Origin of the sequence: Ruegeria sp. HKCCD6604 (assembly GCF_013110635.1) — a bacterium.
GTDB lineage: Bacteria > Pseudomonadota > Alphaproteobacteria > Rhodobacterales > Rhodobacteraceae > Ruegeria.
The window spans coordinates 1,466,145-1,479,791 of the sequence record NZ_WVQW01000001.1 but is presented as its reverse complement, the minus strand read 5'-3'; the positions used below and the strand labels follow the sequence as shown (position 1 = coordinate 1,479,791).

Annotated in this window: 14 protein-coding genes; 12 read left to right on the top strand and 2 right to left on the bottom strand. The window is 57.5% G+C overall.

The features are described 5' to 3' along the window. Positions 1–3: 3 nt before the first annotated feature. The gene (locus GS614_RS07355; RefSeq protein WP_171725846.1) at positions 4–456 is read left to right on the top strand and encodes an Lrp/AsnC family transcriptional regulator; all 453 of its coding nucleotides are present in this window, start codon (positions 4–6) and stop codon (positions 454–456) included. A 119-nt stretch (positions 457–575) separates the two neighbouring features. Further along, positions 576–1,154 carry a PA14 domain-containing protein gene (locus tag GS614_RS07350; RefSeq protein ID WP_152459039.1) on the top strand — a complete coding sequence of 193 codons (579 nt, stop codon included), beginning with the start codon at positions 576–578 and terminating at the stop codon, positions 1,152–1,154. Positions 1,155–1,199: 45 nt separating this feature from the next. Here GS614_RS07350 and GS614_RS07345 read toward each other — a convergent pair whose 3' ends face one another. Beyond that, a complete protein-coding gene (locus GS614_RS07345) occupies positions 1,200–2,162 on the bottom strand; it encodes an L-malyl-CoA/beta-methylmalyl-CoA lyase (protein ID WP_152459038.1) in 963 nt (320 codons plus the stop codon). 295 nt (positions 2,163–2,457) lie between these two features. On the opposite strand from GS614_RS07345, the gene dgcN reads away from it, so the two are divergent. The 3 genes from dgcN (at position 2,458) to GS614_RS07330 (ending at position 5,371) form a co-directional block, all read left to right on the top strand. Beyond that, positions 2,458–3,459 carry an N-acetyltransferase DgcN gene (dgcN, locus tag GS614_RS07340; RefSeq protein WP_171232903.1) on the top strand — a complete coding sequence of 334 codons (1,002 nt, stop codon included), beginning with the start codon at positions 2,458–2,460 and terminating at the stop codon, positions 3,457–3,459. Between the two features lie 75 nt (positions 3,460–3,534). Continuing rightward, positions 3,535–4,500 carry an N-acetyl-D-Glu racemase DgcA gene (gene dgcA, locus GS614_RS07335; RefSeq protein WP_171329219.1) on the top strand — a complete coding sequence of 322 codons (966 nt, stop codon included), beginning with the start codon at positions 3,535–3,537 and terminating at the stop codon, positions 4,498–4,500. A gap of 10 nt (positions 4,501–4,510) precedes the next feature. Continuing rightward, on the top strand, positions 4,511–5,371 hold the full coding sequence (locus GS614_RS07330; RefSeq protein WP_152459035.1) for a D-amino-acid transaminase: 861 nt from the start codon (positions 4,511–4,513) through the stop codon (positions 5,369–5,371). A 199-nt stretch (positions 5,372–5,570) separates the two neighbouring features. Here GS614_RS07330 and GS614_RS07325 read toward each other — a convergent pair whose 3' ends face one another. Beyond that, positions 5,571–6,473: a LysR substrate-binding domain-containing protein gene (locus GS614_RS07325; RefSeq protein ID WP_171329224.1), complete on the bottom strand. Its 903-nt coding sequence runs from the start codon at positions 6,471–6,473 to the stop codon at positions 5,571–5,573. A gap of 172 nt (positions 6,474–6,645) precedes the next feature. Between GS614_RS07325 and ugpB the strand changes: the two genes are divergently transcribed. From ugpB to rpsD, 7 genes are all read left to right on the top strand, one after another. After that, the gene (ugpB, locus tag GS614_RS07320; RefSeq protein ID WP_170346022.1) at positions 6,646–7,956 is read left to right on the top strand and encodes a sn-glycerol-3-phosphate ABC transporter substrate-binding protein UgpB; all 1,311 of its coding nucleotides are present in this window, start codon (positions 6,646–6,648) and stop codon (positions 7,954–7,956) included. Between the two features lie 61 nt (positions 7,957–8,017). Continuing rightward, complete coding sequence (gene ugpA / locus GS614_RS07315) at positions 8,018–8,899, top strand: sn-glycerol-3-phosphate ABC transporter permease UgpA (protein ID WP_152459032.1); 882 nt, start codon at positions 8,018–8,020, stop codon at positions 8,897–8,899. 20 nt (positions 8,900–8,919) lie between these two features. Beyond that, positions 8,920–9,756 (top strand): sn-glycerol-3-phosphate ABC transporter permease UgpE, encoded by an 837-nt coding sequence (ugpE, locus tag GS614_RS07310; protein WP_152459916.1) that lies wholly within the window; start codon positions 8,920–8,922, stop codon positions 9,754–9,756. 3 nt (positions 9,757–9,759) lie between these two features. Further along, positions 9,760–10,815 carry a sn-glycerol-3-phosphate ABC transporter ATP-binding protein UgpC gene (gene ugpC, locus GS614_RS07305; protein WP_171329228.1) on the top strand — a complete coding sequence of 352 codons (1,056 nt, stop codon included), beginning with the start codon at positions 9,760–9,762 and terminating at the stop codon, positions 10,813–10,815. Beyond that, positions 10,815–11,750, top strand: coding sequence for a glycerophosphodiester phosphodiesterase family protein (locus GS614_RS07300; RefSeq protein WP_253285298.1), 936 nt, complete (start codon positions 10,815–10,817; stop codon positions 11,748–11,750). Before ugpC ends, GS614_RS07300 begins: the two co-directional genes overlap by 1 nt. Before the next feature lie 371 nt (positions 11,751–12,121). Then, positions 12,122–12,658: a hypothetical protein gene (locus GS614_RS07295; RefSeq protein ID WP_171725845.1), complete on the top strand. Its 537-nt coding sequence runs from the start codon at positions 12,122–12,124 to the stop codon at positions 12,656–12,658. 240 nt (positions 12,659–12,898) lie between these two features. Continuing rightward, the gene (gene rpsD, locus GS614_RS07290) at positions 12,899–13,519 is read left to right on the top strand and encodes a 30S ribosomal protein S4 (RefSeq protein ID WP_171725844.1); all 621 of its coding nucleotides are present in this window, start codon (positions 12,899–12,901) and stop codon (positions 13,517–13,519) included. The last annotated feature ends 128 nt before the right edge of the window (positions 13,520–13,647 follow it).

Genomic DNA, 13,647 nt, shown 5'->3' with positions numbered 1-13,647 from the left:
CTTATGGTGAAGAATGATCGGATAAATCGCCAGATATTGCACGAACTGACCCGTGATGGGCGCATCAGCAATCTGGAATTGGCCGAACGGGTCGGGCTGTCTCCGTCCGCCTGCCTGCGTCGCGTTCAAGAGTTGGAAAAGGCCGGCGTGATCACCGGTTATCGTGCGGTTCTGAACCCGGCCGCGATGGGTGTCGGCTTTGTCGCCTATATCGGGGTCGGTCTTGGTGAACACACGAAAGCGGCGCAAGAGGGGTTTGAGCGTGCCCTGCAACAAGCCCCCGAAGTGGTCGAATGCCACAACATCACCGGTACGATCGAATACCTGCTGCGCGTCGAATGCGCCGATCTGCCGTCCTACAAGACCTTCCATACCGAGGTGCTGGGAACGTTGCCTCATGTCACGTCGATCACATCCTATGTGGTCATGGGGTCACCCAAGGATCTGCGTGCGTAGCCACTGGAAATGTGAAGCCACACTCTCTTGCAGCGCAAATTTTCAGGGCCTAGTGTCTTTGTAATGACGCTGCCAGGGGATACGCCCAGCTAAAACGGCACGCAAACAGGGAGATTACGATGAAACTCGTTCGAACAGTGGCGACCGCAGTTGCCATGTCGGTCATTGCCGGGGCCGCTTTGTCTGCCCCGCTGAAACTGCAACCTGCCAATCCACAGCCGTCTCCGAAGGCGGGTTTGAATGTCAAATACTTAGGTACAGGCAATCAACACAAGAAGATCCGGGATCTGAGCCAGGCAAAAAGCATGCTGTCTAAGGCGAAGCCCGGAAAACCGTTGCGCGGGTTGGATTACAGGGACACCAGCAAGGGTGAGGATGTCTTGACCTTCGACCAGGCCTACAACGTTGCCGCCGAGGTCACAGGCTATATGCGCTTTGACTCACCTGGCGTTTACGAGCTGGAAACGTGGTCGAATGACGGGATAGAGGCTTGGGTTGGCGGTCAGCAGATTGGCCGGGTAAATGGCATTCAGGGCTGTGAAGCCAATCAACGCACCGAAGTGGAAGTGCCCAAGGCGGGTTGGTATCCACTGAAGATCGTCTATTTCCAGAAACTGGGAACCTCTTGCCTGATGATGAAGTCAGGAAAGAAGGGGGAACGCTTCACATGGACGCCCAATGACGTTTTTGGCCGTTGAAGAATTCATGAAAGGGCGCTCGATCGAGCGCCCTTTTTTGGGGGCTTAGCTGCCCGCCGCAATCAGTTCGGCCTGCGCCACGATGACTTCGGCCTGCTTGATTGAGGCGATGTCGACAAGGCGGCCTTTATAGACGGTTGCGCCCTCACCGTTGGCTTTGGCCTGTTCCATTGCGGCCAGGATTTCGCGGGCCTCGGAAACGGCCTCATCCGACGGGGTAAAGACCTGATTGGCCAGTGCAATCTGCTTGGGATGGATCGCCCATTTGCCGACCATACCCAGCGTGGCCGAGCGTTTCGCCTGAGCGATGTACCCTTCATCATCGCTGAAATCCCCGAATGGCCCATCCACTGGCAGCACCCCATGGGTGCGGCACGCTGCAACGATGGCGGCTTGGGCCCAGTGCCACGGGTCGGACCAGTGTTTTTCGCCGTCACGCAGCATATAGTAGTTTTCCTGTGTGCCGCCGATGCCTGTAGTCTGCATCCCCATCGAGGCCGCAAAATCTGCAGCCCCAAGGCTCATGGCCTGCAAACGGGGAGAGGAGGCTGCGATCTCTTCCACATGCGCGATACCGGCAGCGGATTCGATAATGACCTCGAAGCTGATAGGTTTGGTCCGGCCCTTGGCGCGTTCAATGGCGGTGACAAGGGCATCCACGGCATAGACATCCGATGCGCAGCCGACTTTGGGAATCATGATCTGGTCCAGACGGTCGCCTGCCTGCTCCAACACGTCGACAACGTCACGATACCAATAGGGGGTATCCAATCCGTTTATGCGAACGGACATGTATTTGCTGCCCCAATCAACAGTGTTCAGGGCTTCGATGACATTGGCGCGGGCGATGTCCTTGTCCGAAGGCGCAACCGAATCCTCGAGGTCAAGGTTGATCACATCCGCAGCAGAAGCTGCCATTTTCGGGAACAGTTTGGTATTCGATCCCGGACCAAACAGTTGGCAGCGATTGGGTCGTGCAGGCGCGGCGGGTTGGATGCGAAAGCTCATCTGGACCTCGTGTGGGTAATGAAATTGCGATTTTCTCGCCCAATGAGGTATTAAATTGCGCAACCTGGCGCAAGGGAGATTGTGCATCTGCGGCAATGCGGTTGCAGAATGCTGCGTGCCAGCGGCTGGGAAGTGGTGATTAAAGTTTAATCACTTTGGAAACTTCGAATAATTTTGCGCCTTTTGTGTCAATGGTGCAAGAAACTCGCGTACCCGCCGTGTTGGGCGGATCAAAACGCGAAACGCTCGTTTAAACGCTTCTCTAGCTTGGGCCGGAATCAAAGGAGTGACCGCAATGATCGAGACACCGTACCTGCTGTTTTTGGGCGATGCGCCCGACCAATTGGCGGCCAAAGTGGCTGTGGGCATCAAGGATTGGCGCCCGGAAAACGCCGTCGGCCAATATCGTATGGACGGCTGCAAGGCTGATCTGGGCCTGAAGGATATGACCCTGACCGAGGCCAAAGCGGCCGGCGCCAAAACGCTGGTTATCGGTGTCGCCAACCGTGGCGGCGTCATCAGTCAGGAATGGAAAAAGGTTCTGGTCATGGCGCTTGAGGAAGGGTTTGACCTGGCCTCTGGGCTGCACAACCTGTTGCGCGACGAGCCCGATCTGGTGGCGGTGGCCGAAGCAACGGGGCGAAAGCTGCATGACGTGCGTGTACCCGAGGTTGATTACCCGATCGCCAACGGGATCAAGCGCAGGGGCAAACGTTGTCTGGCCGTCGGCACCGACTGCTCTGTGGGCAAGATGTACACTGCAATGGCGATGGATGCCGAAATGCGCAAGCGTGGTATGAAGTCGACCTTCCGCGCGACCGGCCAGACGGGCATTCTGATCACCGGCGATGGCGTGCCGCTGGACGCCGTTGTTGCGGATTTCATGGCTGGCTCGATCGAATGGCTGACACCGGACAACGATGACGACCACTGGGATCTGATCGAAGGTCAGGGATCGCTGTTCCATGTGTCCTATTCCGGCGTGACTATGGCGCTGATTCACGGCGGCCAGCCCGACGCGCTGATCCTGAGCCATGAACCGACCCGCGCGCACATGCGCGGTCTGCCGACCTATCAGCTGCCGACGCTCGAAACCCTGCGCGACACTGCGCTGGCGCTGGCCAAAGTGGCGAACCCGGATTGTCAGGTCGTCGGCGTTTCGGTCAACACGCAGCACATGTCCGAAGAGGACGCGACAGCATATCTGGCCAAGATCGAAGCAGATATGGGGCTGCCGGCGACCGATCCGTTCCGGTTCGGCTCGGGCAAGTTGGTGGACGCGCTGGCCGCGATGTGATCCAACCAGCCCGCCGGTGGCGGGCCGGTTCCGCCTCTGGCGGGAGTATTTGGGAAAAGATGAAGGAGCAGGTGCGTGCAGATAGAGGTCTCTCGCGATGTGTTTCAGTTGGCGCAGGTGTTTACCATTTCGCGCGGGTCACGGACCGAAGCAAAGGTGCTGACGGTGCGGGTGTCGGACGGAACGCATCAGGGCTGGGGCGAATGCGTTCCTTATGCGCGGTATGACGAAACGCTCGAGTCGGTCGAGGCCGAGATCGCCGGCCTGCCTGCTGAGTTCAGCCGCCGGTCGCTGATGGATCTGCTGCCTGCCGGTGCCGCCCGAAACGCCGTGGATTGTGCTTTGTGGGATCTGGAAAGCAAACGCGCCGGAAAGCGCGCCTGGGATTTGGCGGGCCTGCCGGTGCCCGGACCCGAGATCACGGCTTATACTCTGTCGCTGGATACTCCGGAGGCAATGCAGGCTCAGGCGACCGAGAACGCGCACCGCCCGCTTCTGAAGATCAAGCTGGGCACGCCAGATGACATGCCCCGGCTCGAGGCCGTCCGCGCCGGTGCGCCGAACGCCAGGATCATCGTGGATGCGAACGAAGGCTGGTCGGCCGAGGTTTACGCCGACCTCGCCCCGCATCTGGTGCGTTTGGGCGTAACACTGGTCGAGCAGCCATTGCCGGCTGGTGACGACGACGCTTTGATCGGAATGGACCGCCCGGTGCCCGTTTGCGCCGACGAGTCCTGCCATGATCGCGCCAGCCTGCCCGGGCTGAAGGGGAAATACGATGTCATCAACATCAAACTCGACAAGACCGGTGGCCTGACCGAGGCGCTTGAACTGCGAAAAGCCGCAATCGCGGAAGGGTATGGCATCATGGTCGGCTGCATGGTCGGCAGTTCGCTTGCCATGGCGCCCGCGACACTGTTGGCGCAGGGTGCGATGGTGACGGACCTTGACGGACCGCTTCTGTTGGCCGAAGACCGCGACACCCCGCTGATTTTTGACGACGCCGGAGTTCACCCGCCCGAAGCGGCGCTCTGGGGCTGAGGAGACAAACATGACCCGAACCGTTTATGTGAATGGCGAATACCTGCCCGAGACCGAGGCCAAGGTATCCATCTTTGACCGTGGCTTCCTGTTTGCAGACGCGGTTTACGAAGTGACCAGTGTACTGGATGGCAAGCTGATCGATTTCGAGGGCCACGCGGTGCGCCTGAAGCGGTCTCTGGACGAGCTGGAGATGGCCGAGCCCTGCACCAAGGAAGAGCTGCTGGAAATCCACCGCAAGCTGGTTGATCTGAACGGCATAGAAGAGGGCCTGGTCTACCTTCAGGTTTCGCGCGGCAGCGACGGTGACCGGGATTTTGTCTTCCCTTCGGCCGATACCAAGCCAAGCCTCGTTCTGTTCACCCAGAACAAGCCCGGGTTGGCTGACAGCCCGGCGGCACGGAAAGGTGCCAAGATCATCTCGATCGAGGACATCCGTTGGGGCCGCCGCGACATCAAAACCGTGCAACTGCTTTACCCTTCGATGGGCAAGATGATGGCCAAGAAAGCGGGCTGCGACGATGCATGGCTGGTCGAGGACGGCTTTGTGACCGAGGGCACCAGCAACAACGCCTATTTCGTCAAGAACGGCAAGATCGTGACCCGCCCGCTGTCCAACGACATCCTGCACGGGATCACTCGCAAGGCCGTGCTGCGCATGGCAGCCGAAGCACAGATGGAAGTTGAAGAGCGGCTGTTTACCATCGACGAAGCCAAAGAGGCTGATGAGGCGTTCACGACCTCGGCCAGTGCTTTCGTGATGCCGGTAGTGGAAATTGACGGAGTCACGTTGGGTGATGGTACACCCGGTCCGATTGCCAAACGCCTTCGTGAAATTTACCTGGATGAAAGCCGAAAGGCCGCGATCTGAAGAACCACCATGTTGGACGGCGTTGCAGCAGGCGGCTGCGGCGCCGTGCCAACATCAGCCGGGTCCCGGTGGCAGTGCAGGGAGTTTCGCTGTAGACCCCGCTGAGCACGAGCAGATCACATGCGACTTTCCACCGGGACACCGGTCTTGTTGTCGGATCAGTTCCTGCGGTGTCACAAGAACATGGTCGAATGCGGGGCTACCCGACCTTGAAAGGGCTCAGGCTTTCCTGAAACTGCTCAATGAATTCCAGCGTTACCAATGACGGTTGCTTCAGAATTGGACGCACCAACGAAAGGGTATGCGTCAAAAATGGCTTAAATGGCCGATAACTCAATCCCCTCGACGTGTATTGGACAGCATCCAGCTCGCTAACGACCGAGACACCGACACCTTCCAGCGCCAATTCACATGCTGCCGTGAACTGCCTGACCTCGATATGCGAGTTCAATTCGACATTGGCATGTTGAAACACTTTCGAAAGCCGCCCGAAAAAATCGCTGTCGCGTCGGGTGTGGATGATTTTGCTGTGTGCAAGATCCGCCGGAGTAATTTCGGACAGGCCTTCCAACTCGTGCCCGGTGGGGAACACGCACACCGTGCGAACGTCGATGTCCCTGCTTTCTACCGCCGGATGACCGTGAAAGCTGTCGGTGATTCCGAAATCATACTGCTCGCCGATCATCCATTCCAGAATGCGTTCAGGTCTGTCTGGTTCGATCGTCAGGGTGACACCGGGCCGATCTTTCAGGAAACCGGCGACGACTTTGGGCAAATGGCTGGTGGCAAATCCCGGCAGGCAAGCGACACGGATGTGCCCTGCTTTGCGTTGTGTGATATCCTGACTGACATCCGAAATTTGTCTCATCAATTCGAGAACGCGCTCGACACTTGGCAAGAGATAGCGAACCTCCTGCGTTGGTACTAATCGGCCTTCCCGACGGTCAAAAAGTTGAAACCCGAGCGACTTTTCAAGATCGGACAGCAATCTGCTGACAGCCGGTTGGGTCACGCCCAGATCAGACGCAGCGGCCGTGACAGACCCATTGGTGGTCACGGCCATCAGGGCCTCCAACTGCCGAACTCTCAGAATTTGACTCATTGCTGATCCCGATCTGCTGCGCCATTTCATAACACTATGTTATTTTTTCACCAAGTAGATAGGCCTTGAATTATATTTTTGTGACGTTAACGTCGTGAAATCGTCATGTGTGCCGTTTACGCGTTGCGGTCGGTATTCAACGAAGCATCAACCCTGATGCATGGGAGGAATCATGAAAAAGAATTTGCTTGGCGCTCTTGCCATCACCACGGCCTTGTCCCCCTTGGCGGCAATGGCGCAAACAGAAGTCCAGTTCTGGCATGCCTTCACCGGTCGCCTAGGGGAACTTGTCAAAGGACAGGTTGAAGAATTCAACGCCAGTCAGGATGAGTTCGTCGTGGTCGAAAGCCACAAGGGCAACTACTCGGAAACCCTGAATGCCGGGATTGCTGCATTCCGGGCCGGTGAACAGCCACATATCCTGATGGTGTTCGAAGTCGGCACGGCGACAATGATGTCAGCCAAAGGGGCGATCAAGCCGGTCTATGAAGTGATGGCCGAAAGCGGCGCGTCTTTTGATCCCGACGCGTATATTGGCGCCGTCAAAGGCTACTACACAACCACTGACGGAGAGATGCTGTCGCTTCCCTTCAACTCCTCGACGCCGGTCCTGTGGGTTAACCGCGATGCCATGCAAGCAGCAGGCGTTGATCCGGACACGGATCTGTCCACTTGGGAAAAAGTCGGCGAAGTACTCGAGCAGTTGAAGGCAGGTGGCGAGGATTGCCCGCTGGTGACAGCATGGCAAAGCTGGATTCACCTTGAAAACCTTTCAGCCTATCACGACGTTCCGTTTGCCTCACGGGACAATGGATTTGCCGGTCTGGATACCGAGCTGATGCTGAACGGTCCGGTGCAGGTTGCACATCTGACCGCGATGGGTGACTGGGCCAAGGACGGCAAGTTCATCTATACCGGCCGCAGAAACGAAGGTGGCGCGAACTTCCGGTCAGGCGAGTGCGCATTGTTCACCGAAAGTTCGGCCGGATACGCCGGCATCAAGGCAGAGGCCGAGTTCGATTTCGACGTGCGTCCGCTGCCTTATTGGGAATCCGTCACCAGTGAGCCGCAAAACACCATCATCGGGGGCGCGTCTCTTTGGGTAATGGAGGGTCATGAGCCCGAAGAGTACAAGGGCGTCGGAGAGTTCCTGAGCTTCCTGTCATCACCTGACGTACAAGCGGCCTGGCACCAGAACACCGGTTATCTTCCGATCACCACAGAAGCGGGTGAGGTTACGCGTGCCGCTGGTTTTTATGACGAAAACCCGGGCACCGACGTCGCAGTGATCCAGATGACCGCGAAAGAGCCGACCGCAAATTCGAAAGGATTGCGCTTGGGATCGTTCGACCAGATCCGGGGCATCATCGACGAAGAGCTTGAGGCGATCTGGTCCGGTGAGAAGACCGCTCAGGAAGCGATGGACAGCGCGAAGGAACGCGGTGATGCGTTGCTGCGCCGGTTCGAATCCGCCAATCAATAAGTCGTAACGTCATGCGGGCCCTTTCGGGGCCCGCATTTTCTTTCTTCGGTGGGTTTTCAGGATGGAAAAACGCGTCACCTTTCGCGGCTGGCTGTTGCCATTGGCGTTGATCGCCCCTCAGGTCATCATTTCCGCTGTTTTCTTTTTCTACCCCGCCGGTCAGGCCATCTGGCAGTCGCTGTTCATACCTGACCCGTTCGGGCTGTCGTCCCAATTCGTGGGGCTCGGCAACTTTGAATTCCTGCTGAGTGACAAGTTTTATCGCGCCTCTTTCGTGACGACGGCGGTGTTTTCCACGCTGGTCACGTTGTGCTCGATGATCCCTGCCTTGTTTCTTGCGGTCATTGCGGATCGATTGATCAAAGGGTCCGGGGTCTATCGGACGTTGCTGATCTGGCCCTACGCTGTCGCTCCTGCCGTTGCGGGCGTTCTGTGGCTGTTCATGTTCAACACGCGCGTCGGTGTCGTGTCGTGGTACCTCGGCCAGCTTGGGTATGACTGGAACCACGTTCTGAACGGCACCGAAGCCATGGGGCTGGTGGTCGTTGCCTCTGCCTGGGGGCGCATAAGCTATAACTTCCTGTTCTTTTTCGCTGCCCTGCAATCCGTTCCAAGATCCGTGATCGAGGCGGCGGCGATTGACGGCGCGCATTTCTGGCGCCGATTCTTCACGATCGTGCTGCCGCTGCTGTCGCCGACGGCGTTCTTCTTGCTGGTGGTGAACGTCGTTTATGCCTTCTTCGAAACCTTTGGCGTGATCCACACGATCACCGGCGGCGGGCCGCAACAGTCGACGACAATCCTTGTCTACAAGGTATTCTCGGACGGGTTTGTGGGGCAGGACCTCGGCTCGTCTTCGGCGCAATCGGTCATCTTGCTGATCGTCGTGGGCCTGTTGACGGTCATCCAGTTCAAATACGTGGAAAAGAGGGTGCATTACTGATGGCGGCCCAACAACACGGAATGGTCGAAAAACGCGGCGCGGGCATCTGGTTGTCCCATGCTTTGATGATCCTCGGTGTCCTGATCATATTTTTCCCGATATGGCTTGCCTTCGTGGCTTCGACCGTGACCCAGGCCGAGATCGTCTCGCCACCGATGCCTGTCGTGCCCGGCGATCAGTTCTGGGTGAACTACAAGGCGGCGCTGTTCTCGGGGGTAAATGTGCCCGTTGCCACGATGCTGTTCAACAGTCTGGTGATGGCAATCGGAATTGCAGTCGGCAAAATCATCATCTCACTGCTGTCGGCTTTCGCGATTGTCTATTTCCGCTTTCCCGGACGAACGACGTTCTTCTGGCTGATCTTCCTGACCCTGATGCTGCCGGTCGAAGTCCGCATCGTTCCGACGTTCGAAGTTGTCGCCGGGTTCGGCATGCTCAACAGCTATTACGGGCTGATCTTTCCCCTGATCGCCTCGGCCACGGCAACCTTCCTGTTCCGTCAGTTCTTTCTGACTATCCCCGATGAGCTTGCCGAGGCAGCCCGGGTCGACGGCGCGCGACCGATGCGGTTTTTCATCGATATCGTCGTCCCCATGAGCCGGACCAACATCGCCGCACTGTTCGTGATCCTGTTCATCTATGGGTGGAACCAGTACCTTTGGCCGCTGCTGATCACCACCGATCCCGAAATGAATACCATCGTGATGGGTATCAAGCAGATGTTCCCGTCCGGTGACGACTTTGCGCATTGGCCGACGATCATGGCGACGTCCATTCTGGCGATGATCCCGCCGGTCATCGTGGTGGTGTCGATGCAAAAGCTCTTTGTCCGTGGCCTTGTCGATAGCGAGAAGTAAGAAATGGCAACAGTTACTCTAGAGAATGTCAAAAAGAGCTTTGGCCCGACGGATGTGATCCACGGCGTTGACGTCGATATCGCCGATGGAGAGTTCATCGTGATCGTCGGCCCGTCAGGCTGCGGCAAGTCCACATTGTTGCGGATGGTGGCGGGGCTGGAAACGGTCACGTCCGGGGAGATCCGGATCGGCGGTGAACGCGCCAATGACAAAGAGCCCATGGATCGCGACATCGCCATGGTGTTCCAGAACTACGCGCTCTACCCACATATGTCAGTGCGTCAGAACATGGGGTATGGCCTGAAGATCGCGAGGCTGCCCAAGGCTCAGATCGATCAAAAGGTGACCCAGGCGGCTAAGCTGTTGCAGCTTGAACCTTTGCTGGATCGCAAGCCCAGGCAGTTGTCCGGCGGTCAGCGCCAGAGGGTCGCGATGGGCCGGGCCATTGTCCGCGAGCCCGCCGTTTTCCTGTTTGACGAGCCGCTCTCGAACCTCGATGCCAAGCTTCGTGTTCAGATGCGTCTGGAAATACGCGAACTTCAGGAAAAACTTGGGATCACGTCACTTTACGTCACGCATGACCAGGTCGAAGCAATGACGATGGCGGACAGGATGATCGTGATGAACGGCGGCATCGCCGAACAGATCGGCACGCCGCTCGAGGTCTATGAAACTCCACAAACGCTGTTTGCCGCGCAATTCATCGGCAGCCCGGCAATGAACATATTCGAAGCACGGCGCGAAAACGGGGCGGTCAAGATCGGAGAAATCGAAGTCGGCCCCTCTGGGGGTCCGGACTGCGCCGTGAAGCTTGGCATAAGACCAGAGCATCTGTTGTCGGATGACAATGGCCCGCTTGAAGCCGCGATTCAGATGGCTGAACCGCTTGGGGCCAACACGTTGCTGCACGGTCACCTGTCGGGCTCTGAAAGCGCGATCACGGCAAGCCTTCCCGGTGTCCACCCGATCGAAGGACGCCATCCGATTATGCGGTTCTCGGCGGCACCGGAGAACATGCATTTGTTCGACCACGCGACAGGCCAAAGGCTGGAAGGCTGATGGCGTTTCAACAGGTTGAGGCCTTTCGCGGCGGGGAGAACCTGATCCGGGTCGTGGGGCATCGTGGGGCACGGGGCGTGTTGCCTGAAAACAGCATGATCGGCTTCGACTTTTCACTTTCCATTGGCGTCCCACTTCTTGAATTTGACGTTGTCCTGACAGCCGATGATGTGCCGGTCATTACGCACAATCATCGCCTGCATTCGGCCAGTTTCCGCGATGGCAATGGCCTGTTTCTGACCGGTGAAGAGCCGAAAGTATCCTCGCTGACTTACGAACAGATCCGACAATTCGATATCGGGCGTCTGGACGGCCATTCCGCCTATGGCCAACGTTTCCCGGATCAGGCGCAAATAGACGATGTTCGTGTTCCAAGGCTGTTGGATCTGCTCGATTTGGTCGATGACCCGAAATACCGTGATGCCCATCTGATGCTCGAGCTGAAGTCGGACCCCGACTTGGCCCATGATGCGCTTTACCGAGAGAACTTTGTCCGCAGAGTACTTCGGGATGTTCGCTGCAAGGGTTTGTCTTCGCGCGCGGTGCTTCACAGTTTTGATTGGAACCTGTTGGCGGAGTGTCAGAGGCAAGCTCCGGATATGCCTTCATCCTACCTGACGCAACTTCCGGACAATGCCGACGATGTTGGCGAGGATTCCTCAAAGTCCGTTTGCCCGGACTTTCGTGGCCGTCGCGACGAAATTCCAAACTTGGTAAAGCAGGCTGGCGGTTCGCTTTGGTGCCCGTACTTTGCGGATGTAACGCCCGAAAACGTCACGCGCGCAAAAGAGCTGGGCCTGTGCGTCGTCGTGTGGACAGTCAACGAACATGAAGATATCGGCAGGATGATCGATCTGGGCGTAGACGCAATCGTATCCGACTATCCCGGGCGGGTTCAAAGTCAACTGTCGGAGTCAGGCTTCCGTTGGCAATAGCGTACCGGTGATCCCGGCAACCCGAGGGTGACATGGATGAATTTCCTGCGCCATTTGAAAATTGACTCAAACAAAGGCCCTTCAGCCCGTTGACGCTCAGGACCCGCGTGTTTTTGCGGCCTGATTTGATGAGAGCCTTATCTCAGGAAACCGTTCTTGGGCGCGCGGCTGACGGAAATCCGGAACACTGCCCCCGTTGCTCTGAGCGTTGTACCCGCAGTTGTCGGGACAGCGTTCCACATGTTCTCCGATGAATTGGAATTGATATCTGGCATCGGTTTCGGCCATCGCTGACCACAACCGTCATCGACGGGCCGTCACCCCTGACGGATGGCGCCAAATATTGAGTCACATTAACAACAATCTTGTGATTGCTGCAGTTCTGTCTCTTTTCCGCCGGAATTTGTGCTGATAAGGATAAAATTAAGTGTTGGGGTGTTGTAAGTGCGAGTGGGCAGATGAGAGCCGGAACAAACGGTCAAATAGCTATTTCCTGGTGTCAGACGGAAATTGACGGGCTTGAAGATGCTCCTCTTTCCTGTTTGGCGATCGGATCGGCATGGTCATGGCGTGGTCAAGCAATCGTCATGAGCGAGGCTGCCGAACAAAGCATCGAAAAAATAGGAAATGTCGGGGGCGTTGCCAGTCAGGTGAACAGCCACTTTCCAATTGTCCGTGACATTCCAGGCCACGTGGCCGGAACCCTTACCCTTACCAATGGTGCGCAGAAGTTCTCTGCCAAGCTTGTTGCCGATGGCAACGATACGTCGCGGGCTCTCGTGTTCGAAGGCGCTTGCCCGCCACGGGACGAAGAGTTCTGGATTGTTGAAGTGACCGAGCTTGCGATGATCCCAAACCCCGCCGCGAAAAGCAGCGCGACGGTAGTTTCTTTCCCGACCTCAAACTAAGTTTTCAAGGTACCGCCAGACGGTTTCGGCGCGCTGCCGGGTTCGCTGGCTGTCTGCCCTGATCGTTTTTCTGAACTTTGCGGAATGCTGTGTTGACTCCGCCAGCATTGCGGATATAAGCGCGGCTTCATTGGTGTTGGTGGCCCCCGCAAGGGGATGCCTGTCATGGGGGAGACCTCAAGAGGACAACGCCCTTCATAGTGGCCCGTCAGGGCTTCGACCTAACGAAGGAGATCAGCCGTGACCAAACGCACGTCTGCCAAGTACAAAATCGACCGCCGGATGGGCGAAAACATCTGGGGTCGTCCGAAATCCCCGGTCAACCGTCGCGAATACGGCCCCGGCCAGCATGGCCAGCGCCGCAAGGGCAAACTGTCGGACTTCGGTCTTCAGCTGCGGGCCAAGCAGAAGCTGAAAGGCTACTACGGCGACCTGACCGAGAAGCAGTTCCGCCGCATCTACGCCGAAGCCGAGCGTGTGAAGGGCGACACCGGTGAAAACCTGATCGGCCTGCTGGAGCGCCGCCTGGACGCTGTGGTCTACCGCGCCAAGTTTGTCGCAACTGTTTTTGCCGCACGCCAGTTCGTGAACCACGGCCACGTCAAAGTGAACGGAAAGCGGGTCAACATCCCGTCCTACCGAGTCAAAGAAGGCGACGTGATCGAGGTGCGCGACAAGTCCAAGCAACTGGCTGTTGTCCTGGAAGCCGCTGCGCTGGCCGAGCGCGACGTTCCTGACTACATCGACGCCGACCACTCGAAAATGACCGCGACGTTCGTGCGCGCGCCGGGCCTCAGCGATGTGCCTTACCCGGTCGTCATGGAACCGAACCTGGTCGTCGAATTCTACGCGAAGAACTGATCTTCGCCGAAATCGAATTCCGAAAGGCCGCGCTTTTGCGCGGTCTTTTTTTTGGTTTGCCCATGGCGCTGCCCTCATCGCGACATTCCCGCGCTTCCGCTGGTGTGATTTGAGGCCAGATGAAGTGC